Origin of the sequence: Spartinivicinus ruber (assembly GCF_011009015.1) — a bacterium.
In the GTDB taxonomy this organism is placed as follows: domain Bacteria; phylum Pseudomonadota; class Gammaproteobacteria; order Pseudomonadales; family Zooshikellaceae; genus Spartinivicinus; species Spartinivicinus ruber.
Map to the genome: position 1 here is coordinate 426,480 of NZ_CP048878.1, position 24,782 is coordinate 451,261.

The 24,782-nt window shown below is 38.4% G+C and carries 22 protein-coding genes; 10 read left to right on the forward strand and 12 right to left on the reverse strand.

The annotated features are described in order from the left end of the window. Nucleotides 1-6 precede the first annotated feature (6 nt). The gene (locus G4Y78_RS01975; RefSeq protein ID WP_163831150.1) at nt 7-666 is read left to right on the forward strand and encodes an outer membrane beta-barrel protein; all 660 of its coding nucleotides are present in this window, start codon (nt 7-9) and stop codon (nt 664-666) included. 74 nt (nt 667-740) lie between these two features. Here G4Y78_RS01975 and G4Y78_RS01980 read toward each other — a convergent pair whose 3' ends face one another. The 3 genes from G4Y78_RS01980 to G4Y78_RS01990 form a co-directional block, all read right to left on the reverse strand. Further along, nucleotides 741-2,072 (reverse strand): site-specific integrase, encoded by a 1,332-nt coding sequence (locus G4Y78_RS01980; RefSeq protein WP_329604936.1) that lies wholly within the window; start codon nt 2,070-2,072, stop codon nt 741-743. A 308-nt stretch (nt 2,073-2,380) separates the two neighbouring features. Next, complete coding sequence (locus G4Y78_RS01985; protein WP_163831152.1) at nt 2,381-2,722, reverse strand: hypothetical protein; 342 nt, start codon at nt 2,720-2,722, stop codon at nt 2,381-2,383. Nucleotides 2,723-2,742: 20 nt separating this feature from the next. After that, the gene (locus G4Y78_RS01990) at nt 2,743-3,000 is read right to left on the reverse strand and encodes a hypothetical protein (protein WP_163831153.1); all 258 of its coding nucleotides are present in this window, start codon (nt 2,998-3,000) and stop codon (nt 2,743-2,745) included. A 651-nt stretch (nt 3,001-3,651) separates the two neighbouring features. Here G4Y78_RS01990 and G4Y78_RS01995 point away from each other — a divergent pair. Continuing rightward, the gene (locus tag G4Y78_RS01995) at nt 3,652-4,029 is read left to right on the forward strand and encodes a KilA-N domain-containing protein (protein WP_163831154.1); all 378 of its coding nucleotides are present in this window, start codon (nt 3,652-3,654) and stop codon (nt 4,027-4,029) included. Nucleotides 4,030-4,311: 282 nt separating this feature from the next. Here the strand turns inward: G4Y78_RS01995 and G4Y78_RS02000 are convergent, their stop codons facing one another. Then, on the reverse strand, nt 4,312-4,749 hold the full coding sequence (locus G4Y78_RS02000) for a hypothetical protein (RefSeq protein ID WP_163831155.1): 438 nt from the start codon (nt 4,747-4,749) through the stop codon (nt 4,312-4,314). A gap of 247 nt (nt 4,750-4,996) precedes the next feature. Beyond that, the gene (locus G4Y78_RS02005) at nt 4,997-5,641 is read right to left on the reverse strand and encodes a hypothetical protein (protein ID WP_163831156.1); all 645 of its coding nucleotides are present in this window, start codon (nt 5,639-5,641) and stop codon (nt 4,997-4,999) included. Between the two features lie 295 nt (nt 5,642-5,936). Between G4Y78_RS02005 and G4Y78_RS02010 the strand changes: the two genes are divergently transcribed. Next, complete coding sequence (locus G4Y78_RS02010; protein ID WP_163831158.1) at nt 5,937-6,263, forward strand: STAS domain-containing protein; 327 nt, start codon at nt 5,937-5,939, stop codon at nt 6,261-6,263. Here G4Y78_RS02010 and recG read toward each other — a convergent pair. Together recG and G4Y78_RS02020 are read right to left on the reverse strand one after the other, a co-directional pair. Beyond that, a complete protein-coding gene (gene recG, locus G4Y78_RS02015; RefSeq protein WP_163836356.1) occupies nt 6,260-8,344 on the reverse strand; it encodes an ATP-dependent DNA helicase RecG in 2,085 nt (694 codons plus the stop codon). The two genes, G4Y78_RS02010 and recG, sit on opposite strands and share 4 nt — an antisense overlap. 45 nt (nt 8,345-8,389) lie before the next feature. Then, nucleotides 8,390-9,301 carry a hydrogen peroxide-inducible genes activator gene (locus G4Y78_RS02020; protein ID WP_163831160.1) on the reverse strand — a complete coding sequence of 304 codons (912 nt, stop codon included), beginning with the start codon at nt 9,299-9,301 and terminating at the stop codon, nt 8,390-8,392. Nucleotides 9,302-9,648: 347 nt separating this feature from the next. On the opposite strand from G4Y78_RS02020, the gene G4Y78_RS02025 reads away from it, so the two are divergent. The 4 genes from G4Y78_RS02025 to G4Y78_RS02040 all read left to right on the forward strand — a co-directional run bounded on the left by G4Y78_RS02025 (nt 9,649) and on the right by G4Y78_RS02040 (nt 13,666). After that, on the forward strand, nt 9,649-10,521 hold the full coding sequence (locus G4Y78_RS02025; RefSeq protein WP_163831162.1) for an SDR family oxidoreductase: 873 nt from the start codon (nt 9,649-9,651) through the stop codon (nt 10,519-10,521). Nucleotides 10,522-10,925: 404 nt separating this feature from the next. Continuing rightward, nucleotides 10,926-12,074, forward strand: coding sequence for an RNA ligase RtcB family protein (locus tag G4Y78_RS02030; protein WP_163831164.1), 1,149 nt, complete (start codon nt 10,926-10,928; stop codon nt 12,072-12,074). Next, nucleotides 12,074-12,697 carry a peptide chain release factor H gene (prfH, locus tag G4Y78_RS02035; protein ID WP_163831166.1) on the forward strand — a complete coding sequence of 208 codons (624 nt, stop codon included), beginning with the start codon at nt 12,074-12,076 and terminating at the stop codon, nt 12,695-12,697. Before G4Y78_RS02030 ends, prfH begins: the two co-directional genes overlap by 1 nt. Nucleotides 12,698-12,754: 57 nt before the next feature. Beyond that, nucleotides 12,755-13,666: an HlyD family efflux transporter periplasmic adaptor subunit gene (locus tag G4Y78_RS02040; RefSeq protein ID WP_163831168.1), complete on the forward strand. Its 912-nt coding sequence runs from the start codon at nt 12,755-12,757 to the stop codon at nt 13,664-13,666. Nucleotides 13,667-13,715: 49 nt separating this feature from the next. Here the strand turns inward: G4Y78_RS02040 and G4Y78_RS02045 are convergent, their stop codons facing one another. Continuing rightward, complete coding sequence (locus tag G4Y78_RS02045; RefSeq protein ID WP_163831169.1) at nt 13,716-14,180, reverse strand: glutaredoxin family protein; 465 nt, start codon at nt 14,178-14,180, stop codon at nt 13,716-13,718. A 176-nt stretch (nt 14,181-14,356) separates the two neighbouring features. Here G4Y78_RS02045 and G4Y78_RS02050 point away from each other — a divergent pair, with 176 nt between their 5' ends. After that, complete coding sequence (locus G4Y78_RS02050) at nt 14,357-15,100, forward strand: substrate-binding periplasmic protein (protein WP_222937623.1); 744 nt, start codon at nt 14,357-14,359, stop codon at nt 15,098-15,100. A 21-nt stretch (nt 15,101-15,121) separates the two neighbouring features. On the opposite strand, the gene G4Y78_RS02055 is transcribed toward G4Y78_RS02050, so the two are convergent. Together G4Y78_RS02055 and sbcD are read right to left on the reverse strand one after the other, a co-directional pair. Then, entirely contained in the window at nt 15,122-18,799 is a 3,678-nt protein-coding gene (locus G4Y78_RS02055; protein WP_163831174.1) for an AAA family ATPase, read from the reverse strand. Continuing rightward, nucleotides 18,796-20,124 carry an exonuclease subunit SbcD gene (sbcD, locus tag G4Y78_RS02060; protein ID WP_163831176.1) on the reverse strand — a complete coding sequence of 443 codons (1,329 nt, stop codon included), beginning with the start codon at nt 20,122-20,124 and terminating at the stop codon, nt 18,796-18,798. The genes G4Y78_RS02055 and sbcD overlap by 4 nt, the downstream gene beginning before the upstream one ends. A gap of 498 nt (nt 20,125-20,622) precedes the next feature. On the opposite strand from sbcD, the gene G4Y78_RS02065 reads away from it, so the two are divergent. Then, the gene (locus G4Y78_RS02065) at nt 20,623-21,822 is read left to right on the forward strand and encodes an SGNH/GDSL hydrolase family protein (RefSeq protein WP_163831178.1); all 1,200 of its coding nucleotides are present in this window, start codon (nt 20,623-20,625) and stop codon (nt 21,820-21,822) included. A 55-nt stretch (nt 21,823-21,877) separates the two neighbouring features. Here the strand turns inward: G4Y78_RS02065 and G4Y78_RS02070 are convergent, their stop codons facing one another. Both G4Y78_RS02070 and G4Y78_RS02075 read right to left on the reverse strand, forming a co-directional pair. Then, nucleotides 21,878-22,339 carry a hypothetical protein gene (locus tag G4Y78_RS02070; protein ID WP_163831180.1) on the reverse strand — a complete coding sequence of 154 codons (462 nt, stop codon included), beginning with the start codon at nt 22,337-22,339 and terminating at the stop codon, nt 21,878-21,880. 667 nt (nt 22,340-23,006) lie between these two features. Further along, nucleotides 23,007-23,648 carry a hypothetical protein gene (locus G4Y78_RS02075; RefSeq protein ID WP_163831182.1) on the reverse strand — a complete coding sequence of 214 codons (642 nt, stop codon included), beginning with the start codon at nt 23,646-23,648 and terminating at the stop codon, nt 23,007-23,009. Between the two features lie 133 nt (nt 23,649-23,781). Here G4Y78_RS02075 and G4Y78_RS02080 point away from each other — a divergent pair, with 133 nt between their 5' ends. Next, nucleotides 23,782-24,501 carry a sulfite exporter TauE/SafE family protein gene (locus tag G4Y78_RS02080; RefSeq protein ID WP_163831184.1) on the forward strand — a complete coding sequence of 240 codons (720 nt, stop codon included), beginning with the start codon at nt 23,782-23,784 and terminating at the stop codon, nt 24,499-24,501. Nucleotides 24,502-24,782 lie beyond the last annotated feature (281 nt).

A 24,782-nucleotide genomic window follows, 5' to 3' on the forward strand; every position in this document is an offset into this window, starting at 1 on the left:
GGAGTTATGAAAAAAGCTGTATTAGCTGTTGCTGTAGTGTCAGCCTTTGCTGTACCTGCCTTTGCGGAAACTAATTTAAATCCTTTTGAAGATAGTAAAAGCGGTTTTTACCTAGGTCTCGGTCTAGGTGCTGCTGATTATGATGACTCTTTCAGTACGGCCAAAGACAGAGCTAGCAACGTTGGTGGTACTTTAAAATATACGGAACGCGATGGCATATGGAAAGTATTTACCGGATATCGTGTTAATAAATATTTCGGTGTAGAAGCTAGTTATAACAGTTTAGGAAATCCTGAAGCAGACTTTTATCCTAATGGCAGTAACGCTGTTGTAGAAACTGAAGCAGAAATTAAAGGTTATGGTGTTAAAGCTATAGGCTATTATCCAATTAATAACAGCTTTGAATTACAAGCAAGTGTGGGTGCTTTAAAGTGGAAAGCTGAGGAAGAAACTAAAGTAGCAGTCGGAGCTAGCTCTAATAAAATTGACTCCAAGTCAGAGAAAGGCACGAGCTTAACGGTTGGTCTAGGAGCTAATTATAACCTAACTAAAAATATCGCTTTTGGTCTTCAGTGGGAGCGCATCAATGATGTAGGTGATAAAGAGCTATTGTTCGGTGAAACTGACATCGACACCTACACTTTATCAGCTCAATACAAGTTCTAATTCAAGTCTTGTATGAATTACATTAAGGGCGCTAAACAAAGCGCTCTTTTTGTATATATCAATCAATACTTATCTCACAAATTCATACAAAAGTTTCTTACCTCTATTTTCTGTAAGCTTGCATTAAGCACCCTTAAACTAAACCCAGAACCGTAAATGCCATGTGTCACATCACCTTGCGTGTGTCCTAATAGAGCCTTGATATGCTCGCTAGGCACGCCTGATTCAACCGCTAAGTCACGGAAGGTATGCCGGAAGCTGTGGAACACTTTAGAGGGACCAAAGCCAAGACGCTGTTTAAATCGGGTAAACCATTTAGTGACATTCTTGCCGTATTTCCCACTCACTTTATTTAATTGGAAGAGCTGCTGTCCTTGTCTTGTAGCTAAATAGTCGAGAAAGCCAAGGCTTAGGACCTCACAGTGAAGGGGTATTTTTCTAGCTGAGTTTTCATTTTTTAATTGATTATTTTCCTCGCCGTGAATGTGCAAATAATAAATGCCTTCTTCCTGCTTAACATCACTCGCGCTAAGCTGTGCCAGCTCTTCAAGACGTGCTCCCGTGTAAAGGGCTAAAATAGGTAACCAATATTGCCACTCACAATTATATTTTTTCTCCTTAAACAGTGGCTGACTGAAGATGAGCTTTAAATCATCCTGATTAAATGACAGCTTTTTCGTTGTGGTCTTCTTGCCCTTGGGTGATAGGCCAGATAGTGGATTAGCCTTGATATATTTACGCTGGGCAAGCCAATTAAAAAAGACATTCATTCGTGTAAAATGATTCTTAGCGGTTCTAGCAGAGATAGTAGGGGAGTTGCGCTTAGCTAACTCTTTCAAGCTGAGCTTAGCGTTAGGGCCTACAGCTCTCCGCTGGGGATATGTAAGCAGCCCTTGGCTGTATTTATTGGCTAAGGCGTTATTCACCTTTGCAGGGACCACATCACCAACCAAGTCAATTAAGGCCTTAAATGCCGTGTAATAATCTTCCTTGGCTTTGTGTCCCCATTCAGTAGCTACTTTTTCAGTTTCAAATTGGATATACAACACTGACAGGGTAGTTATTTTCGGTTTAGTTTTTTCCTGATTTAATTCTCCTTGCCTAGGCTTAAATTGCCTTGTTCCCAAGCTTTCATAGGCTTTGTGTTTCTTATTTATGAAGGATTTAAGAAAGATATCAAGCTGCTCTAAGATGGCTAATTTTCGTTCTAGTTTCTTTTCTGACTTTATCTCATCTATGGCTGCATTGATTGCCCCACGCAACGTAGCCGCTCTAGTACGGGCTTCAGTCTTTGTCTTGGTCCCTAGCGATAGCTGTAATTCTCCCTTGCAAAATAAGTATCTTAGTTCCATTGGTATGACCTTTCGGAAGTAAAATGTACCATTTCGAGTGCGTAGGTAGTCCACATCTCACCTCGGTTTTGTACCATCTCGACTCTCAGTTTTGGTACAAAAGGGGTAAACAGTTTCATATCTGGGAATAACGCATAGTATTTACTAACCGTGAACAAGCCGCCCTTGGTAGACACGCTGTCTTCAGGTGGCAGTGCCTTCGGGCGTGGGAGTTCGAGTCTCCCCTTCGGCACATGCTATGGATAATTTATTTTGCATGTGCCTGAGTCAGTTAGTCTGGCATTGAAGGGGATAGGGTTATTTGGAATGGGATATAGGATAAAAAGTTTAAATTATTTCATATTCAATAAACAAATTAAAAATTACCAGGCAAGGCTCCTGACAGCTTGGCTCATATCAAAGTAATTTTCAATTGCCCCTAAATTAATCTGTCCTTTTTGCTGGTGAAGCTCATTGATTCCGAAGTGTTCAATAATAGCCTTCACCACGCGGCTTGTGATTACGGCTTGGTATGTACAGATGTATTTCCCGCTACACTCATCGTTAAAATCATATGTATAATGTGTACGTCCCGTTAATCTTAAATTGTCATTCGCACTGGGCCAAATAGTCAAATTAATAAAGCCTGAACGCTGCTTAGCTCTCCAGCGAAACTCATGTCCATCAACCACTATTTTTCTACTACCTTTTGCATTAAGCGCCATTTGTTTTTCTCCTTTTCCAATTAAATAAAAGTATCTGAATAAGGCTCAGCAGCTACTTGATAATCGTCTTCATAAACAATGTAGCCAGGCCTTTCGGTCCGTGTCTGTGTTACTGCAATATCTCTTGACTCAAGAATTGCAGCTATTTTTCTCATTTGCTTGATGTGCTTAATGGCTGTGTCCTTGAACCAGGATAAAGCGACGAAGCGTGCATTAGGCTTTTTGGATTTAGCTAGCCATGTTGGCGCATCTAAATTATCGTTAAACCAACTAAGCACAGCTTTAGCTTCTTGCTCTTCATATTCGAATAATTCCTTGTCGTTAATAAGTTGATAAATAGCTTAAAAAAGACCACTACTATGGCATGAGCAGTCATCTTTCAGGTGTATGCTAAAACGGATATACATAGCAAAGCACAGCTACAGTAGTCCCTCATGGGGCTCAGTAGCTTCCTCTAAATATAATTTTTAAGACGCACAGGCACAGCAGCTCAACAGATAAAGCTCTGCAAACCTATGAAGAAAGAAATAGGAACTAGTGCTGAGGTAATCAGCTAGTTACCCAGAGGAACTGGGGTCAGATAAAAAATGTTTTGTAGGCGTGTAACAACATTGTTCTGTCCAGGTATAGAGCTATTTACTTACTATGAGGTGCGCATTGTACAACGTTATTTTATTGAGCGCTATAGCTAGTCTTTGTCTTGGATTTGAGATTGATAAATGATACCTGTGTAGAAACTTGGACCTCCTACCTTCAACCATTCAGTCATCTCTCTCATTTAAGCATTTAGGGAACTATATTGGTAGTGAGTGTTAACTAGTATTAAATTTAGCTGAACATTAATTAGACTCTCTGCTTATATTTCTGGACAAGATCTGTCGTATCCGTTAATACATACCCTGCTTGAAATAAAAAGGAGTAATAATTCAATGACGACAGATACAGGCAAGATAAGTACAGCTGATATAAAGCTGAATCCTGATATGGATGAGGTTGGCAATCTTGGCATGTGGTCCCTCCTTAATTCAATCAAGTCACACGACAAGAGTAGTTTAGAGCCTGAAGTCTGGCTAGACGGACCTGGAGGGGAGCTTATAGCCGCTTCAGCAGAGTACTTACCCTTGGATTACCTAATTCACTATGAGGATGAAGAACTAGGAGGACCTGAGCTAGTAAGGAGAGAGTATTATGTAACACCAGACATTGCTCTTAGCTATGCCTTTTGGTTGTCCCCTGAACTCCATGAGAGCTTATTTAAATGGATGAAGGAATTGTTTGGTAGCACCACTTATACCACCCATCATTAAAGAAGGACTAGGGGGCAGGTTTAACCCTGTTCCCTATTGAGTCGACTACAACAAGATGACTCATTGATTGCAAACCAAACAATATTTGTGTGAGTTATACATTTCTTGATTTTTAAAACACGCTCTAAGGAGATATTAAAAAATATACGCCTTTTGAGGTAAATCATTCCGATATTAAGTAGTCGTTGTATGGGTAGAGATCGTTTGCTTCACGCTCGGAATTAACAATTGAATAACCCTTTTTTTCCTTGGTTTCATCTATTTGGTTCAGGTCACTTTCATTCAGGTCAGGATTAATCTCTTCGCGCAGAATATGTCGGCCATTAACAAAGCGAATGAAAAAATTCTATCTGATAACTTTATTGTTCCTGAAATGCTAACTGGTGAAATAGCAAGAATAACGGATCTGTTTCTGTCGTTGGGAACAGAACCAACCCATAGATCGCTTAGCAATACATCATGGATAACCTTCTCTTGGTTAGTCACTATAGTTAAACCATCAAAAAGCATTATTTTTATCTGCTTTAAGTCTTCCACTATTGTGAATAAAAAATCAGTATTTATTGTAATTAACTTTTCTTGAGCAATAGCTGGATTTTCGCTTTGAAATATCTGGTTATAGTTGTCACCTTGTTCTTGAATAAGATTGACAGCTTGAGCTTGGGTGGGCTGATAAATCATGACTATAAATGGAAATAAAGAAGCGCGTAATATTTTCATATATCCTCCTTGATAAAAATATTAATGGCTAATTTTTATTGAAAATGATGATGTATATTTTTTAGTTTTAAAATATCTAAATAGACATATACCGCCTTGTATTAATCTATCAGTTGTAAGTATAGGAAGAATTGGTTTTCTAAAATTGAAAATAGGTGATGGGTATCACAAGGTTGATGTATCGATCAGCGATATGCCCAATACATATGGAATATATAAACAGGATTTTTGCTCTATTTTTTCTTGATCACCTTTCGCCTAATGTCATAGAAGACATGACTTGATTAAAATATTGTTTTGCTTGAGGGTTAAGCTTTACGATAAACAGTCTATCAGTAAACTGTTTGTGAGCAGCCATTATTTTTACCCCTTCAGATTCACTAAAGGCTACTACTACAGTCCATGGGGCTTTTTTGTATTTTTTTAGCTCAGTATCTTTAGCGGGCATATCTTTTAACCCATACATCACTACAGCCGCTTCATAATCGACGGGTAGTTGCTTTGGTAATGCGCTAATAGAAGTATCAAATACATACTCAAAGGCTCTGGTGGTATCCTCCATGGGGTCTGTTACATAAAAAGAGAATGCAGAGCCATTTTCAAGCAAGGCAGCAAGACCAGAGTCTGAATCAAAAGAGCGAACGGCTTTATCTGGTGGTGGCAAAATGAATGTAAATAACAAGTTTCCGTATACCAAACCTTTTGCTTCAACTGATGCAGGCCACTCTGTTGGTTTTGCTATTTTTTGACACTTTGAGATGTCACGACAAAGCAGGTCTGGAATTTCTTGATTTTGCATTATATCATCAGCCCCACTAGGGCTAGTCAGAAAAGGTAAAAATAAACCTGTTAATAGTTTAGTTATATTAATTCTTTTATTATTTCTGAGCATTTTTTTAGCTTTCTCGTTCGTTTTCTTAAAGGTGCCCTAGGCTCGGTTAACACTATTAGCAAATTCTGCTGGCGATAATACCAAATGTGTATAAAGGGTATAAGTCTAGCTTTTTGGTAAAGCGTAACGGATAGTAAAATATGTGATCCAGCCCTGCTACTTTAGCTATAGTAAACAGGTGATAGGGAAAGTATGAAGTTAGTTGTCACTTTTATAGCGATATATAGCCAAAGCGAAGAGTATGCTTGGTTATTTAAAGCCACTTATAAAATGGTTGCAGAAAAAGGACCTTTCTATGGCATTTAATATAAAACACAAGGTAAGTGGCAAAACCACTTATATTTATTTATCTGGTTCGTTGGTTACTGGTGGGCGAATGAGTTTAAGCAAGGTGATTAAAGGAATTGTTGCAAACAACCCAAACAATGTTGAGTTAGATATATCTGAAGTTCAATTCATTGACTCAATGGGGATTGGAGATTTGTTAGTGACAAAAACATTGCTGATGAAAAACGGTGGCAAACTTGTATTAGTTAATCCAAGTCAAGGATGTGATGAAATACTGAAAAGAATTGCACTAGATAATATGATTGAAATAAGACGAGTTGAGTCAATTAATTAAACATTTGCGTATTGTTCATTTTGCCCTAACCAGCGCGTAACTAAAGGTTCTACTGTTTCTGGGTGAGTGGTAATCAGTTGCTCAGCCGTGTTTTTTACGAGTGGTAACAGATGAGCATCTTGCTCTAAACTGGCAATTTTAAATTGCATTAAACCTGTCTGACGGGTACCTAACACTTCTCCAGGGCCACGTAATTCCAAGTCTTTTTCAGCAATAGCAAAACCATCATTTGTTTCACGCATAGTTTCCAGGCGGGCGCGACCATGCTTGGATAAAGGACGATGGTAGAGTAATACACAATAACTGTCAGTTGATCCGCGACCTACTCGGCCTCTCAATTGATGAAGCTGGGCAAGACCAAGTCGTTCTGGGTTTTCAATGATCATTAGGCTGGCATTGGGAACATCAACACCCACTTCAATAACAGTGGTAGCGACCAGTAAGTTTAAATTATTGGCTTTGAATTCAGCCATAATGGCGGCTTTCTCACTGGCTTTCATACGGCCATGGATAAGACCAATCTGAAGATCTGGCAACTCTTCGCGTAATTGTTCAGCAGTGGCTTCTGCTGCTTGGCACTGCAATGCTTCTGACTCTTCAATTAGTGTGCACACCCAATAGGCCTGACGGCCATCTTGGCAAGCATGTTGAACCCGCTGAATAACATGGGGGCGGCGTGAATCTTCAATTGCCACTGTGGTGACGGGTGTCCGTCCTGGTGGCAACTCGTCAATCACAGAACAGTCTAAATCAGCATAGGCGCACATGGCTAAAGTACGGGGTATAGGAGTAGCAGTCATTATTAGCTGGTGGGGTTTAGCTTGGCCGTTTTCTCCTTTGCTCATTAAAGATAACCGTTGGTGAACACCAAAACGGTGTTGTTCATCCACAATGACTACAGCTAACTGTTTAAATTTTACGTCGTCCTGAAAAATGGCATGGGTACCCACCACAATATGTGCTTCACCTGAGGCAATACTGGCCAGCTGTTCAGTGCGCTTTTTTCCTTTCAACTTGCCTGCTAACCAGGAAACTTTCAGTCCTAGTGGAGTTAACCAAGCGGTGAAGTTATTGAGGTGTTGCTCGGCCAAAATTTCTGTTGGTGCCATAACCGCTGCCTGATAGCCATTCGCTACTGCTCTTAAGGCTGCCATTACTGCTACCATGGTTTTGCCTGAGCCAACATCACCTTGCACTAGTCGTAACATGGGCTCAGGTTTGGCTAAATCAGCATTAATTTCATTAATGACTCGTTGTTGTGCTCTGGTTAATGTAAAGGGAAGGTTATTGCACAACGCTTGTTGTAGTTCCTCTCCTGTAGCAAGTGGGTAGCCAGGCATTTTTTGGGCTTTTTGTCGCAACCGTAGCAAGCTAAGTTGATGAGCTAATAGTTCTTCATATTTTAACCGTTGTTGAGCAGGGTGCTTTCCCTCAGCAATCAATTGTTGTGCTGTTTCAGGTGGTGGTAAGTGGAGTAGCTTAACCGCATCCGAGAGAGAGGCCATTTTAAACCGGCTTTGAATAGTGCTGGGTAGCCATTCTTTAAGACCATGCTGATTATTCAGCATGTCGAGTGCTAATGCACAAAGGCTGCGTAGACGCTTTTGGCTTAAGCCTTCAGTAGTTGGATATACCGGCGTTAAGTGTTCTTCAACCGGCAAGGGCTGATGACTGGTAAGCAGTTGATATTCTGGGTGGTAAAGCTCATAACCGCTACTGCCATGGCGAACTTCACCAAAGCAACGAATTTCGGCGCCAGACGCTAAATTATTTTTTTGGCTGGCAGAAAAATGAAAGAAACGTAACGTAACAATACCAGAGTCATCCTGAACTTGGCACATTAAGCTTCTGCGTTTACCAAAAGCGACTTGCGATTTTAGTACGACACCTTGAATGACGACTTCGTTACCAAATTGCAGCATGCCTATTGGCGTGATTCGTGTGCGGTCCTGATAACGTAGGGGCAGATGAAATAATAAATCCTGAATAGTGTAAATGTTTAGCTTGGCTAGTTTGTCAGCCAAGCTTGTACCCACACCTTTCAGCTGGGTAATGGAGACCTGATGTAAGTCATTTGCCATTGCCATTTTGTACCGGTTACAGAGCAATTTAATTCGTCAAAAATGCTAATCAGCAACAGAGCATAACCGTAATGCATCTGCTAATACATCAATTGCCTTGGGTCTAGGGAAGCTCACTCGCCAAGCTAGCGCAACTGTACGATAAGGAGGAGGAGACTTAAATGGTCGGTTGGCCAACATTCCCTTTGCGTAGTGGCCATCATGCACAGCAGAATGTGGCAAGACAGTAATCCCCATGCCGGAAGCAACCATATGTCGTATGGTTTCCAATGAGCTAGCTTCTACGGTAGTTTGGGTTTTTGTGGTTTTATCTGCTGTTTGGGCAAGTGCTGGACAGAGGTCTAAAACCTGATCTCTAAAACAATGGCCTTCACTTAATAGCAATAATTCAGTTTCAGCCAAGTGCTCTGGGTTAACGACTTTCAGGCGTGTATAACGATGATCGGCAGGCATTAACACTGAAAATGGCTCGTCGTATAATGGTTTGGTAACCACATCAGGTTCAGTGAAGGGAAGCGAAATAATAATGGCATCTAACTCTCCTTTACGCAGTTTTTGTCTGAGTACTGCTGTAAAGTTTTCTTCGATATAAAGTGGCATCTCAGGTGCCACTTTATGTAGTTGAGGAACCAGATGAGGAAACAAATAAGGACCAATTGTAAAGATCGCCCCTACCCGCAATGGGCTGCTTAATTGGTTTTTGCCAGCAGAAGAGATATGTTTAATGGCTGTGGCCTCTTCTAGCACTTTTTGGGCTTGTTCTATTATTTTTTGTCCCAGCGGCGTTACATGTACAGCATTTTTGGTACGTTCGAAAATGGCGACACCCAGTTCGTCTTCCAATTTCTTAACACCGACGCTTAAGGTGGGCTGGCTAACAAAACATCGCTCGGCAGCGCGACCAAAGTGCTGCTCTTGGGCAAGCGTAACAATGTATTTAAGTTCAGTCAGAGTCATGACAGGCTACTTTCGGTTTTTTAGTGCGCATTTTTTTACTTAGCATTATTTATCAAGCATGCTGTATTTACTTAGTGCTATTTAGATAAATAGTGCTACTTGTTAAGTACCAACTAACATACTGCATATGTTCACTGAAAGCAGTATGGTATTTTGCGTAACTTTGATACTGTATACATAAACAGTATTATGCTATTTTGCTCAAACAAAAACTACAACTGCTTTTGATTAGTAAGTTAACGTTTAGTTTGTTCGTCGTAGCATGGCTTGTTATGCCGATTAACATGTTATTAAAAAAATCAATCAGTTTTATCTTTATAGTAGACATTTTTTAGAAGAATCATGCAATGGTAGACCAAAAAAGTTGCTTAATTGTTGGCTGTGGCGATATTGGGACACGCTTAGCTAAGCTTTTGTTATCAAAAGGGTTTGCTGTTTGGGGAGTAAGAAGAAATTCAGATTTATTGCCTCATGGAGTGAATCGTATTGCATCTGATATTTCAGTTGAAAGAACGTTCTCAAACTGGCCTGTTTGTGACTATGTAGTTTACGCTATTGCAGCCAGTGAACGTACCGACGAGGGCTACTATCAAGCCTATGTAAAAGGGCTAGCCAATCTGACTACCTGGTTAGAAAAAACTAAGCAGAATACTCGTCGATTGCTGTATGTTTCCAGCAGCCGGGTTTATCACCAGCAAAACGATGAGTGGGTGACAGAAACCAGTGAGACGTTACCTTTAGGCTTGGGGCAGCGATTATTGGAGGCAGAACAACTGTTGGCTAAAAGTAACCTGCCTTCAACAATAGTGCGTTTTTCTGGTATTTATGGTCCAGGCCGAGAATACTTGGTTAAACAAGTTAAAGCAGGCTATGGTGTGGTTAAATCAAACGACCCATATACTAATCGCATTCATCAGGATGACTGTGCAGGTGTTTTGGCTTATTTAATCGAGCAGGATAACCAGGGAGTGGAATTAGCAAAGTGTTACAATGGTGTTGATCATCAACCTGCCAGGTTGAGTGATGTGGTTGGTTGGCTAGCATCTCAGTTAAGCATAGAACCCACATTACCGCTTAGCCGGACCAGTAATAGTAGCAAGCGATGCAGTAATCGGTTGTTGTTGGATTTAGGTTATCAGTTTAAGTATCCTGATTATAAAGCCGGTTATCAGGAAATAATCGATAAGGGCATCTATAAAAATGCACCTTTTCCGCGATAGCTGTGTTAGCTCCGTACTCAGGTCCTCATATTTCTTTTATACACTGTGGCCTTCTGTGCGGTGCTGCCTTGCTCTCTCGAAAAAGTTACTATTTTTAGAAGCACCCGCAAGCTTAAATAAGAATTACGAGTGAGTTGATTTTTTCAGCAAGATTATTTAGAGTGCGGACTAATTTTATTAGTTAACCTTAAAACCATTCACGAAGACGAAGACTATATAGGGAGGTAAAACATGCAATCACATACCACTAATTTGCAAACTCAAACAAATAGACAAGGCACTCAGGTAGTTTTGTAGTTTGGCGTAGATGATATTTATTAACGTTCCTGCCTAACTAATACTTCTTTATTTCACCTGCTTTGATTGCCCTGTCTAATTAAAAATTTTTTATATGGACAATAAAAATGGGCACTTTAAGCGCTATTCAATATATAGCAGAAAACGTTGAACTGATTGCTTCTGATAAAACCTGGATAGAAGGTAAAGCAATTGAACAGTTAAAGTTTTCGGCTAATTTACCTGACATGCAGAAAGTGGCAGGTATGCCTGACTTACACCCGGGAAAAAGCTATCCTATTGGTGCAGCTTTTCTTAGCAAAAATACTTTATACCCCTATTTGGTCGGAAGTGATATTGGGTGTGGTATGGGGTTATGGCAAACGGATAAGCCAATTAATAAAGTAAAGATATCACGATGGAAAGAAAAGCTCGTGATTTTAGACCAGCCACTGGATGTAGACTGGCATGAAGAAATAAAACTAACTAAACAGCAATTTGAGGTTATTAACAACAATTATGACCAAGCTCTAGGGAGTATTGGGGGTGGTAACCATTTTGCTGAGTTGCAAATAGTGGATACGATTTTTGATCAGTCCTTGGCAGATAGTATTAACTTATCAAAAAAATATATACAACTATTGGTACATAGTGGTTCTCGCGGTTATGGCCATGAAATTCTTAATCAACATATTGCTCAATTTAATTCAGCAGGTATTGTTGCTGATTCGAAAGCAGGAGCTGATTATTTAAATAAACATAATGATGCGGTTAATTGGGCGAGAGCCAACCGTTCACTTATTGCTGGGCAGATAGTAACTACACTTAACATGGATGCGGAGCCGTTACTAGATGTTACTCATAACTTGGTATCTCAACATCCTGGTTTGGGTTGGCTGCATCGCAAAGGGGCAACTCCAAGCGATCAGGGTATCGTTGCTATTCCAGGCTCCAGAGGTGCATTGACCTATTTGGTGAAGCCAACGAATAGTCCACAGGGTTTATTTTCATTGGCTCATGGTGCTGGTAGAAAATGGCAACGCTCTGAGGCAAAAGCACGGCTATCTGCTAAATATCGCGTGCAGGATTTACAAAAAACATCACTGGGTGGTCATGTTGTTTGTAAAAATAAAGCATTACTTTATGAAGAAGCCCCCCAGGCTTATAAGTCAATTGATCAAGTAATTCAAGACTTAAAAGATGCTGGGTTGATTGAGTTGATCGCTAGCCTTAAACCCATTTTGACCTACAAAACAGCGAAGAGTGGGGGTTGTTGATGTTTTGGTTACAATTGAGCGCTGGTAGAGGTCCTGTAGAATGTACTCGGGCTGTTGCTTTAGCTGCAAATTATTTAGCTGTAGAAGCAAAGCGGTTTGATATTGAGTTGAACGAAGTAGAGTGTATAGCAGCTAATAATAAAGGTTGTTGTCACTCTGTACTTTATACTGTAACAGGAGCGGAGGCAGAAGCATTTGTGCAAAGTTGGCATGGTACTTTGCTTTGGCAAAATGAGAGTGAGTTTCGCCGTGGGCATAAGCGTAAAAACTGGTTTTTTTCTGGTCGTTACTGGCGGGTAAAGGCGTTAGAGATTCCCAGAGATCAGATCAAAATCACCACTTGTCGGGCTCAAGGTGCAGGAGGGCAACATGTTAATACCACAGACTCTGCAGTGCAGGTGACTCATATACCAACAGGTATTCAATGTGTTGTACAAAGTCAGCGAAGCCAACATAGCAATAAGAAGCTTGCCTTACTTCGCTTACAAGAGAAGCTTGATGAGTTAGAGCAAACGGCAGTTGCTGTTGAAAATACCAAACGTTGGCAGCAGCATACACAATTGGAACGAGGTAATCCTAGGCGTATATTTAAAGGAGAAAAGTTTATCGAACTGAATGAATAATAGTTGATATCAACTTCTATTCTTTGACTAAGAGGGTATCAAGGATACATAAAGAGTATGAAATCGTTTTACTATCTAAAACCTTGGCAGTATTCATCTGCGGTCATACTCTTTATTATATTTGCCGGTATTACTAGCTGGTTTATTTATAGCCATGTTTATCCTGGCATTGCTGTTGCTAAAAGCGAGCTAAAGCTCCCTGTTATTAGTTTAACGAGTGTCATATCTGGGAAAATTAAACGTATTAAAGTCCAGGGCGGGGCTATTGTAAAACAAGATCAACTGCTTGTAGAGTTAAGTCAGTCGCCCATTAAAGCTGAGATCAGTAAAGTTGAACAGCGCTTGGCTTTATTGAAACAACAAAATACTGACTCACATCGTCATTGCTCCCTAAATGAACCAACGCATACCCGAAATATTGAGTTAGCGGAACTTGGTTGCCGGTTAGCGCGAGAAATGGATAATATAAACCAAGAAGCAATCAGTCATTTGCAACAACAAATCGTAATATTAACACAACAACTAGAGCATACTGAAATCAAGGCGCCTGTATCTGGAAGAATATTGCAAATAAAAGTGAAAAAAAAACAACAAATTAAGCCTGATACCATTTTACTGGAGATGTTAAATGCGACAGGTGCCGAAATGTTAATTTTTCTTGAAAAGGAGGAAGCTAACTTAGCTGAGCTTAACTCTGAAGCAAGAATCACCTTATTAAAATTGACCGACATAATTGTTCCAGCAACGATTACTTTTATTTCACCCACTGCTAAGCAAGACCCCTTAGCAATTGAGGGAGCCTCTTCATTTAGTGACTTATTGTATCCGGTAAGATTAAAGGTTAAAGGAGATTACTTAGTAAATTATTTAGCTGAATTGGAGCCAGTGATGGAAGGAAAGGCTTATGTGAAACTGCACCCTAATGCGAGTTGGCCACAAGTATTACATAAATCTACAAAGCACCCCTAAAAACTAAAATTTTTAGAGGTTCTCTACAGAGGCGGGGTATAAGATTGAATTATTTTTTTCGATTATATAAAGACTCAAATCGTTGTTGAGTAAAGCCAGACATTTTCTTTTTGCCCACTAAGATTAATGGCACGCCTTTTCCACCTAGCTCTTGGTATTCTTGCCGAGCTTTTTCATTTTTATCGATATCGTATTCTTTGAATGGAATTTTGTTCGACTGAAAATAGTTTCTAGCTACTTTACAGTAACCGCACCACTCAGCACTGTACATCACTACTCCACGGTTACGTTTATTACTTGACTTGACTGAGGATGGACCTAAAGGCTTTAACTCAATATTTTGATAAGTATTGGTTTGGTTGATATCAATAGTACTTGCTGGTTTATGCTGAGGTTTCTTATCGCTGAAATGGACTTTACCATTTTTGTCAACCCAACGATAAATCTCAGCATTGGCAGTGCTGACAAGCAGAGTGGTAATAGTTAGTAATAGCGCTGCTGTTGTCCTTAGCATCTGGTGGTTACTCCTACTTCTTATAAAACCCTAGAGTTTGGGCATAACATCAAACATAAAGGGACAAAATTGTACACAATTCACACGTTTATTACAACGCGAATATTAAATAACTTTTAAGGTAGCAGCGTGCAGCTACTATAATTAAGCGTGGTTTTGTTAATAGGCTTAACTGAATGATAGCAAGGTGTTTGACTTTTATTATCGGTGTTTTGGGCGTGTTGCGGCTCAGTGCCAATGAGTTGTTGGTGGTGACAGAAAACTGGCCTCCTTATAACTTCCGTAGTGAAGAGAGGATAGTCGGGGCTTCAACGGATATTGTTAAAAAAACATTAGATAAAACCAACTACAAGTATAACATTCATTTATATCCTTGGGCGCGCTCATACGAGATTGCTCTAAATAAACCCAATGTTATCATTTATACCATTTTGCGCACTCCACAAAGAGAGCCACTATTTAAGTGGGTAGGGCCTTTATTTTCAGGAAAACAGTTTTATTTATATAAACTACACACGAGAACAGATGTTGTTTTATCAAATATAGATGATGCAAAAAAATATATTATTGGTATTATGCGTGGTGATGTAAGTCATCAATTTTTTAGTTCAATAGGTATTACTGAAAGCAATGGGCTTAATATAACTATTTCAGAAGAAGAAAATATAAGAAAATTATTTAATTTAAAAATTGACCTAATATCGGGGAATAACATCAGCTTGCCTATAAGGATGAAAAAACTTGGATATGATTTTAATGATATCAATCCAGTCATTATGACTTTTAAGTATGATTACTATATGGCTGTTAGTAAAAGTACTTCTGATACTGTCTATACTAAAATAAATGATGCGTTCAAGAATTCTATTGATGAAAATTTTAAAAATACTGTAATAAAAAAATATGGTATTTCTCATTAAATGGTTTTAACTATATTATTTTCAAATAGCAAAACAACTATCCAGTTTACTATAACCTAAACCGTTGGCTTTCTTTACTTGAATTTGGGTGGGAATTCTTTCTTTCAGAGCTTCAACATGGGAAATGATTCCTATCATTTTACCACTAGCATTAAGGGCATCTAAGGCATCCAGTGCTGTATCAAGTGTTTCTGCATCTAGGGTGCCGAATCCTTCATCTAGAAATAAAGAGTCAATGGAGGTTTTGTAACTGACTAAGTCGGAAAGTGCCAGAGCTAAGGCTAAGCTGACTAAAAAGCTTTCGCCACCTGATAAGGTTTTGGTGTCTCTTTCTACATCGGCTTGCCAGGTATCCACTACAACTATTTCTAACTCTTCAGTGAGTTTACGTTTCAGTTGATATCGACCATGTAATCGCTGTATTTGCTGATTTGCTATATAAACAAGGTGATCCAAAGTAACACCTTGAGCAAAACGGCGAAATTTATCCCCTTTAGCGGAACCAATAAGACTATCCAGCTTTACCCAGCTATCAGTAAAAGACTGCTGTTGTTTTATTTCTGTTAATAGTACTTGTTGTTTTAGCTCAGCGCCAGTATTTGCTTTTAAGGTAGCCCTTAATTCGGCTACTTTTTCTTGATAGAGTTTTTGCTGACTCGCTAGTTTAACCAGTTTATTGTTAATTTCATCAATGGTTTGTTCGGTTTGCTGTTCCTTTTGTAAGTTCATTAAGGTTTGCTTCGCATCGTGTAATAAAGCTTGATAACGTTGTTGCTCACTGTCCAGTTGCTGTTTTAACTCTCGTAACCGCTGATATTCCGCAGAAGAGAGTAAAGCCTGTTCAAATAATTGTTGGCTGCTAAATGGACTCTTGGCTAACGCTTGTTGCCATTGTTGTGTAATATCTAGTAGCTGTTGTTTCAATACTCGCTTACTTTCTTGCAAGTTGGTTATTTGTCCGGATAATTGGTTATAGCGTTGTTGATGTTGCTGATGTTGCTCTGTGGTTGTTTGTAATAGCTTTTCCTGATCAGCTAACTGTTGTTTTAATTGGCTGCGTTCAGTATGAATTTGTTTATCTCCAAAGAGTTGATAACGCTCCACCTGATGTTGTTTTAAGTTGTTATTGATGGTGGCTAACGAGTCAGTGTTGGCTTCTATAAGCTGTGTTGTTTGTTGAGTATCCTTTTCTATTGCTTTGATTATCAATTTATTTTCTGCTAAAGCTTGCAGTAGTTTGTCATGCTGTAGCTGAGTTTGTTGATATTTCTGGCTGATTAACACTTGCTGGTTAAGCCAGTCGTGTTGACAACTTAAGCTTGGTAACTCTTCATTAAAGCCGGTAAGTTCTTTACTAAGCGAAGTTTCCAATGCTTCGAGTTGTTGTTGGATACTATCTAAATTTGTGGCTTCAGTTTGGTGTTGAGCTTGTAAGCTTTCTATAGATTGTTTTATCAATTTTAATTCAGTTTCATTCTGTGCTTCTTCTGTTACTAATATTTGTATTCGCTGTTGTTGCTCTGTTAATTGTTTTTTTAGGGATTTATATTCATACCATTGACTAGAAATATTTTCCTGTTGTGAGTGGCTATATTGTAAAAAAGTTGTTATAGCAACCGAATCGGTTATAGCGAGGGATATTGCCACTTGGCAAGTCAGTTTATCCCAATCACTGTTACATTGTTCAACTTGTTTCGCTATGTCTTCAATTTGTTGTTGGTTGTATTGATTTTGTTGAGTGAGAGAAATTATGTCATTACTGACATTTTGTAAAACTTCTTCTAGTTCTGATAACTCCTTCCGTTTGGCTAATAGTTGCTGCTCTGTTTGGGAGGGATCTATTTGCTGATACTCTGTTATTGAAGGATGTTCTTCTGCACCACAGAGGGGGCATGGCTGACCTTCTTGCAGTTTAGCGCGGTGTGTAGCAAGGCTTTGAATGTTACGTTCTAAGATTAAATTTTTCTCAATCGTCGCTAGGTGTGCTTGAATAGTTGCTTTTATCTGTTTTTTTGTCGTTATTTGATAGTTGTATTCAGTCAGCTGATTTTTTATTAAGTTATGTTTAGCATCTAGGCTCTTTTGATTGTGAGTGAGCTCTTGATACTTGTTGGCTAGGCTTTCAAGTTGATTTAACAAAGGGCGCTGCGCTACTGATTGGTGGTAAGCAACTTCCAGGGTTTCTTCACTGTGTTCAGCTAATAGTTGGCTGGTTTTGTCTGATAAAGATTGAAACTGATTGTGTTGCTGTTGCAGTGATATTTTTTTTTCAGAGATGGTTTTTTTAAAATGACGAAGCTGTTGATTTTTGTTTGTAATTAACTCATTAGTTTGATTAAGTTTATGAGTGTCTTCCTGTTTTTTCTCAATAATTATTTTTCGTTGTTTGAGTTGTTCTTGCCATACTCCTAGCTTTTCGGCTAGATATTTATGTTGTGAGTTAACGTCTAAATATTTTTTAGCGCTAGTAAAGTTTGATTTTGTTTCAGTATATTGTTGAATGGCTTTATCAAGGTCATCTTGATGTTTACTTTGTGCTTGTTTTAGTTGAGTTAAGTTTTTTTCAAATTGTTGTTGCTGTTCAACCAAGTTGGCTATTTTAGTATCTAGAGGTAAAATCTGATCTACTAGTTTTTCTAGCTTGTTTTGATCTTCTTGATATTGTTTACAGGTCACAGTTATCGCTTTAACCTGTTCGCCTGCCAGTTTTATTTCTTGCAAAATGGTTTCTTGTACATTTAGCTGTCCTGATATTTCCAATTGGTTGCTTTCATAGCGCTTATTGATATCTGACCAGGCATCGTAAACAGGCTTAATTTCTAAAGCTGGTAGATAGTCATCTAGTTTTTTTACATCTGGGGCTGCTTGAGTGATTGTTTCTTGATGCCTTTCAATGTTATATTGAGTTTGACTTATTTTTGTCTCAGTTGCTGCTATTTGTTCAAGCCAGTTTTTTTGTTTATTATATTTTTTAAGTTCGATATCTAGATTATTCAGTAATTCGACTAGGTTTGCTTGTTTTGAGAAAAATTGCTGCTTGGTTTCCTCTGTGAGTAATTCAGTATTATTGGCTTTTTCATTTAACAGTGATAACTTGGTTTTTTCGTGCTGACAACGTTCGTAAACTCGCTGAGAAATTTGTCCATACACTTCCGTACCAGTCAGTTCTTCTAGTAACTCTGCACGTTCATTGGGTTTGGCATTTAAAAAAGCGGCAAAACCACCTTGAGCCAGTAAAATTGATTTAGTAAATCGGCTAAAGTCTAAACCTGTAATTTCCTCTATTTGACTTCGGGTTTCGGTAAGTTTGTCGGCAATAATAGTTCCTTCACTGCTACCATTTAGTTTAGCAAGTTCTGCTTTTGGTGGTTGTAAATTCCCGGTCGCTTTACCTCGAGCTCGTCGCTGTTGCCAAAAGGCGCGATAACGTTGGCTTTTTACTTCAAACTCTACTTCTACCAAGCACTCCGAAGTGTGGCGGCTCATTAAATCGTTGCTGGTTGTCGAGATAACATCTAAACGTGGAGTTTTATGATATAAAGCAAGACAAATGGCATCCAACAATGTGGTTTTACCTGCTCCAGTCGGGCCGGTAATGGCAAATAATCCATTATTGACAAAGTCTGGTTGAGTAAAGTCAATCAACCATTCGCCTTTAAGAGAGTTAATATTTTTTAGCCTTAAACTTAAAATTTTCATTTCAGTGGTGCGTCCTGTAAAGAAGACATTTCCTTATTATTAGCTTGATCATTCTCTATTGATTTTACTTTGCTTGATTTTATCGATTTAAGTTCAGGCGCTTCTGTATCAATTTCGTTAAGTTCGCTGACAATACAATTAAAGTGATGGATTAACTGATCTTTTATTGCATCTTCTAGTGACTCTTGTGCAAGGCGTCGTTGAAATACCTCCAGTGGGGATAACTCCGTTAAGGTCTCTTTGGCTGCCAATTCGATCGCTTGTTGTTGGGACCGGTTGCGCTTTACTTTTAGTATTTCAAATGGTTTATCTGCGATTATTGCTTGAATGCGAGATTGTAAATCAGTTAAATAGTCGTCTTCTTCAACTACTATTTCTAGCCAAGTTGTTTTACCTGGTTTTGGCAACTCAAGCTCATTTAATTGGCCTTCAATACTAACTAAGTTGCCTTTAATGGTTGCCATTGGTTGAAAGCGAGGGATTTCAATGGATTCGATAGCTCTTGGGCAATTTACTGATAATTCAACGCACAGCACTTGCTTTACATCGTTTAACTCGTCAAAACTGAGGGGAATAGGGGAGCCTGAATAGCGAATATAATCCAGATCAGATACTTGTTGGCTGCTGTGAAGGTGCCCTAATGCAATATAATCGGCAGGTGGAAAATGATCAGCTGAGAAGGCTGTTAAACTGCCAATATAAATATCGCGTACTGACTCAGAGGATTTGCAGCCAACAGAAGCCAAGTGGCCAGTCATAACGATCGGCAACGGTTTCCCTAGGCTGTACTCGTCGGCTTTTTTTTGAGCAACTTTGAAAGCCTGCTGATAATGATCTGCTATTGCCTGCTCGAGATTTTGTTGTTTTTCTGTTTGGGTTTGGCATGCTTGGCTAGCTAATACATCTCTTGGGCGAATATAAGGTATTGCACAAATAATGGCTGCTGGCTTGCCTTCACTATCCTTAGCTGTAAGTACTTGTTGATCAAGACTATCAGAGATGGCACCAATTACCGTGACATTTAAACAGGACAAAATACTGCGGGACTCGTGCAATACCGCTACAGAGTCATGATTACCTCCTACAATCACGACTTGCTGACATTGGGTGCTTTGAATGCCAACCATAAAATTATTGTATAACTTTCGAGCATAACTGGGCGGTGTACCTGTATCAAAGATGTCTCCGGCGACTATTAGTATGTCTATTTTTTGCTCATCAATGGTTGTAAGCAACCACTCTAAAAATGCCTGGTGTTCAGCCTCACGGCTCTTATGCATGAAGTGTTGGCCTAAATGCCAATCTGATGTATGAAGTAAACGCATATGTGAGGCCCAAATCCTCGTCAGCATTGTGTTGATCAAAGAATGATAATATTTAGCTGGCACTAATATGTCTAGCGAGGCGAAGAATGAACAATTTTTGATCTTTAAAGTAGGGTTACTATTGATCGTACGTTAGGTTGAGTATAGAGATAGCCTAATCAAGGAAAAACTTTTAACTATTTGTAAATATAAATGTGATTTATTTCACTGTTATGTATCGTTTATTCAAACTTATTTATGTGGACATATAAAGCTATCGACATTGTTAATTTTATTTAGTAATCTATTTTTGTGATCAGTCATCCATTTTAAACAAGTGTTATAAAGTAGAATTATAAATAATAATAAAAACTGGTTGTTGTGTGTTCATATTCGTTACTTTACAGAACTAAGGAATACACGGCAATTAATGTGCTGAATTCACCTTATATTACATACTTTATAAGTCACTAAGATATATAATATAAGATGAAAGATAACAATAATAAATGGCTGCTTATGAAAAAATTAATTTACCTTGCTTTAATTTTACTTACCTTTTCTTTATCAACTCAACTCCAGGCGAAAAACTTAAACAGTATTAATCGAATAATAATATTTGGTGATAGTTTAAGTGATACAGGGAAAATGTATAAAAAGTCCAAAGGCTGGTTACCATCTAGTCCCCCTTATCATGTAGGACGGTTTTCCGATGGTCCGGTTTGGGTTGATTATATCAAAGAAACTTTGCAGCAGGATGCTCTTAATTTAACCATTATTAATGAAGCAGAGGGGGGCGCAACTGCCGCTTCATATGAAAAAGTATCTTATAACCCTACTTATCAGGTAATTAATAATCTTGAATATGAGGTAAAACAGTTTTTAGAAAATGATCAATTCCAGTCATCAGATCTTGTAGTGATTTGGGCGGGTGCCAACGATTATATGACGAATAACTGGCGAGATACTGATCAGGTTATGTTGGCGATTGATCAAACAATTAGTAAGGCGTTAATTGGTGGAGCTGCTCAGGTCTTGGTTATTAATATGCCTAAGCTGAATATTCCCCCTTTTTCTATTTATTATGATTACAGTCAATCAACTGATTTAGAAGCTGTTTCGATAAAACATAATCAAGAGTTGGTACGATTGATGGGGACAAGAAACCCTGAAAAAGTTAAATTATATGATATTGCTGGCGAACTAGAGAAAATGATTCAAAATGCAGCAGAGCTGGGTTTTACTAATACTGATCAAGCATGTTATACCAAAGGTTATATTTGGCGTCCTTTTATTAAAGGTAAAAATAAGCAGTACGCGTATAGTGAGTCTTTGATGCAGCAAGAGCAGTATAGCTGGCGAGAAGGAGAAGAACTGAGAAAGATGGAAGAAATGAATCAATATGAATTACAAGAGTTATTTGAATATAACCCTAACTTTGCTAGCAACCCTATGCTACATGATGCATTGCCTTCCCGCCAACAAATGTATCAGCGGCAAAGAGAGACTTACAGGTTAAAAGACAGGTCAGGATTGTACAGTGATGAGCCCAAGGCTGCAGAGAGCATAGATATAGCAGGCAATGCCCCAGATAATTGCGATGGCTACTTATTTTGGGATAAGGTACACCCAACTACAGCAGCACATAAAGTACTAGCTGAAAAACTGTATAGCTTCTTTAAACAGCAATATTTTAGTCAAGTTAAGCAAAATTACTAACTATTGGGAAATAGTTACCCTTTTCAGGAAGAGGGTAACTATACTTTTTTCAGACTTACTGCCCAATAAGAATCTGTCGAGTGATAGCTTGAACCTCGGGGCTTGTCATTAACTGTTGTATTTTTTGGTTGCTCTGTAAGGCATTAAGGTCACCATTACTGATTAATTTCATCAACTCAGGGTCGGCAAGGATAGCTTTAACTTGAGGGTCGTTTTGTAGTGCCAGAATTGTTTTTAATGTATCAGGGTTATTGGTAATAGAATGTTTGATGACGTCAAGTGATAAGCCATTGAGTGTATTAGTAGTAGACTGACCTTTACTGATGGTGCGTACCTTGCTTTGCTCTATTCGAACTTGTCCTAAGCTAGAAGTATTAATGACATAGATTCCATCATTTAAGGACTTAATCTCACCAGAGAGACGAGAGCCATCTGTTAGCTCAATAGTGTCAGCAAGAGAAACTGTACTGAGCAGTAGGCCAGTTGCCAGAATGATGGATTTGAACTTGAGAAGCATAAATTCTCCTGAGGTGATATTAATATTTTAATAAGTATACCAGTATCTATTATAACTGACTGTAACTATATATCACTCGCTTTGATCATATTTCAAGTCCAAGTATTTTTTATTTATCGTTCTCTGTAGTAATAAATATCTAATCATATATACTTTATTCATAATTATGCAGCCGCCTTGTGGAATGAAAATTTTCAACAGTTTATGTCTTTTGTATGGTTTTTGAATTTTGTGGAATTTTCTAGGTGGGTAAATAAGATTGTATAAATTAATTAAGATTATATCGAAGATTGAATAAAGTAGTGTTAACAGGACTAAGTTTGAAAAGCTTATCGTACATTATATATTCTGGACATTGTGAGAAAACTGTTTGCTGGATTTTTCGGTTAGTATAAATAAGTAAAGTGATTTATAGTTGTATTGGTGCCGGGAATATTGTAATAGACATGTGTATCCCTCTCTCAGTCTTTATCCTACAATATAAGGTTAAGGGAAATAACCCCTACATTAGTTGATTAAAAAGAGGTTTTTTGATGTGTTTTTAATTGAAATACTTGTGTCTTAAAAATGTAATTAGCCATAAGGCTTCCGACTGGCAATGCGTAAAGGTCAAAACATAGCGGGTTTTTTCCAAAACAGCCAGGCGGAATGGATGTGGACTAAAAATTCAAGTTATTTTTCGACCGTAACTTAATAATCCCAGCCCAGCTAGTAATGTCAGGCTAAGTGTGCCTGGTAAAGAAATATTCTCTACGCTAGTGTTAAATCTTACATCATCAAGAAATATATGAAGCGGTTCGTTGCCATCAAACCCATATCTGAAAACTACTTTGGTAATTAATGTTTCACTCACAAAACCAATAAATTGGTCTGTCCAGTCATTCATGTTGGCATCTGTCGATATGGTTTCAATTTCACCAGAATCGGTGAATATATCAAGATAAGCCGTGAAGTTATTGGTACAGCAACTGTCATCATTACCAAAGAATAAACCAAGTGCAGTGATTGGGTTTGTAAATGTCATGGAAATAGGGTCAGGATAGCTATTTGTAGTTAACCCATACTTGCCTGAAGGTGTGTTGCTACTACTAAATATATCCGCTGGGGCTCTATAAGTGCCAGTACTTGACGAAAACTTAATACCTGAAGATAACTGATCATCTTCAAAGTTTTCAATTTTAAAGTTGGCCTGACTACCAAGTCCACTAACTGAGTTTACTTGAGTTATTAAGCTAGCAGATGCTGAGTTTAAATATAGTCCCCCTATCGTTAAACAGAATAGCGCTGACAATGCATTAATTTTTTTCATTGGGCTTACTCCTTGCCTTTGTTTTTTTTGCTCTATTACTTTTAAATAAACTGGGGATAAAATGCAATACGACCTTAGCATTCTTTTTAAATAAACTCATAATTGAGGAAGTGTACGTGCACTAAGAGGATACATGGATTGGATCATTTTAACTATCGCTGCATTAGTAACAGCTACCCTGAGTGGAGTGTTAGGTTTTGCTGGTGGCCAATTATTTTTAGGCATATTACCTATTTATTTGCCTGGATTTGCCGTAATCCCTATGTATGGCGCAAACCAGTTGGTGAGTAACTGCTCTAGGTTTTTATTTGCTTTTCAAAGTATTCACTGGGCAGTGGTAGGAACTTTTTTGGGTGGATCAATAATAGGAGTACTGATAGCCAGTGTAGTCGTAGTAAATTTTAACTTTGACTATTTTCCTATTTTAATTGGCTTGTTTATTTTATTAAGTACCTGGACACAGTTATTCAACTGGCTTAACCGATCAAACTACTCAATGTGGTTCATTGGTTGTTTGCAGACTGGCTTAGGTGTAATTGTTGGTGCTACTGGCCCATTGGCAACAGCAGTACTAACAGATAGGGAATTAACTAAAGATAGCATTGTTGCAACGAACGCTGTATTAATGTCAATCAGTCATGTTTTTAAGTTAGTAGTTTATGGGGTTTTGGGTTATTCAATTCTAAATTACTGGTTTCTTATCATCGCACTTGCTATTGCTAGTATAGTTGGCTCATATATTGGTACTAAGGTACGACATAAGATTAGCAATAAGAATTTTTCTTTCATCATTAAGTGGGTACTTTCGCTAGTTGCTATTAACTTGATTTTTCAGTCATTGTTTTTTAATTGAAAATATTGATCATGTTATTTAGCTTTTATCAAGTGAAGATTATCGATAAGCTTGCAAAGTTATACTAGGGCCTAGTAGCCACCACTGCTGTAGACTATTTTTTCGCTCAGAAAGGCACAATGAATTCCATGTAGTCATTCTACATAAATGATTTGTAGCAGGGCCGGGTTGAAAAGTAATCATGGCTCGAAGGGTTGAGACTGTAAAAAGTCTACTCGTTGTTGTTCATCATTCATTTAGCGCAACTAAATTTCTCTCTTCACGCCTCGATTAGTGTTTTT

Excerpts from the sequence above, each read along its gene's own strand:
- G4Y78_RS01975 (WP_163831150.1), top strand. The coding sequence starts at position 7 with ATGAAAAAAGCTGTATTAGCTGTTGCTGTAGTGTCAGCCTTTGCTGTA.
- G4Y78_RS01985 (WP_163831152.1), bottom strand. The coding sequence starts at position 2,722 with ATGGCGCTTAATGCAAAAGGTAGTAGAAAAATAGTGGTTGATGGACAT.
- G4Y78_RS01995 (WP_163831154.1), top strand. The coding sequence starts at position 3,652 with ATGACGACAGATACAGGCAAGATAAGTACAGCTGATATAAAGCTGAAT.
- G4Y78_RS02000 (WP_163831155.1), bottom strand. The coding sequence starts at position 4,749 with ATGAAAATATTACGCGCTTCTTTATTTCCATTTATAGTCATGATTTAT.
- G4Y78_RS02005 (WP_163831156.1), bottom strand. The coding sequence starts at position 5,641 with ATGCTCAGAAATAATAAAAGAATTAATATAACTAAACTATTAACAGGT.
- G4Y78_RS02010 (WP_163831158.1), top strand. The coding sequence starts at position 5,937 with ATGGCATTTAATATAAAACACAAGGTAAGTGGCAAAACCACTTATATT.
- recG (WP_163836356.1), bottom strand. The coding sequence starts at position 8,344 with ATGGCAAATGACTTACATCAGGTCTCCATTACCCAGCTGAAAGGTGTG.
- G4Y78_RS02020 (WP_163831160.1), bottom strand. The coding sequence starts at position 9,301 with ATGACTCTGACTGAACTTAAATACATTGTTACGCTTGCCCAAGAGCAG.
- G4Y78_RS02025 (WP_163831162.1), top strand. The coding sequence starts at position 9,649 with ATGGTAGACCAAAAAAGTTGCTTAATTGTTGGCTGTGGCGATATTGGG.
- G4Y78_RS02030 (WP_163831164.1), top strand. The coding sequence starts at position 10,926 with ATGGGCACTTTAAGCGCTATTCAATATATAGCAGAAAACGTTGAACTG.
- prfH (WP_163831166.1), top strand. The coding sequence starts at position 12,074 with ATGTTTTGGTTACAATTGAGCGCTGGTAGAGGTCCTGTAGAATGTACT.
- G4Y78_RS02040 (WP_163831168.1), top strand. The coding sequence starts at position 12,755 with ATGAAATCGTTTTACTATCTAAAACCTTGGCAGTATTCATCTGCGGTC.
- G4Y78_RS02045 (WP_163831169.1), bottom strand. The coding sequence starts at position 14,180 with ATGCTAAGGACAACAGCAGCGCTATTACTAACTATTACCACTCTGCTT.
- G4Y78_RS02050 (WP_222937623.1), top strand. The coding sequence starts at position 14,357 with ATGATAGCAAGGTGTTTGACTTTTATTATCGGTGTTTTGGGCGTGTTG.
- G4Y78_RS02055 (WP_163831174.1), bottom strand. The coding sequence starts at position 18,799 with ATGAAAATTTTAAGTTTAAGGCTAAAAAATATTAACTCTCTTAAAGGC.
- sbcD (WP_163831176.1), bottom strand. The coding sequence starts at position 20,124 with ATGCGTTTACTTCATACATCAGATTGGCATTTAGGCCAACACTTCATG.
- G4Y78_RS02065 (WP_163831178.1), top strand. The coding sequence starts at position 20,623 with ATGAAAAAATTAATTTACCTTGCTTTAATTTTACTTACCTTTTCTTTA.
- G4Y78_RS02070 (WP_163831180.1), bottom strand. The coding sequence starts at position 22,339 with ATGCTTCTCAAGTTCAAATCCATCATTCTGGCAACTGGCCTACTGCTC.
- G4Y78_RS02075 (WP_163831182.1), bottom strand. The coding sequence starts at position 23,648 with ATGAAAAAAATTAATGCATTGTCAGCGCTATTCTGTTTAACGATAGGG.
- G4Y78_RS02080 (WP_163831184.1), top strand. The coding sequence starts at position 23,782 with ATGGATTGGATCATTTTAACTATCGCTGCATTAGTAACAGCTACCCTG.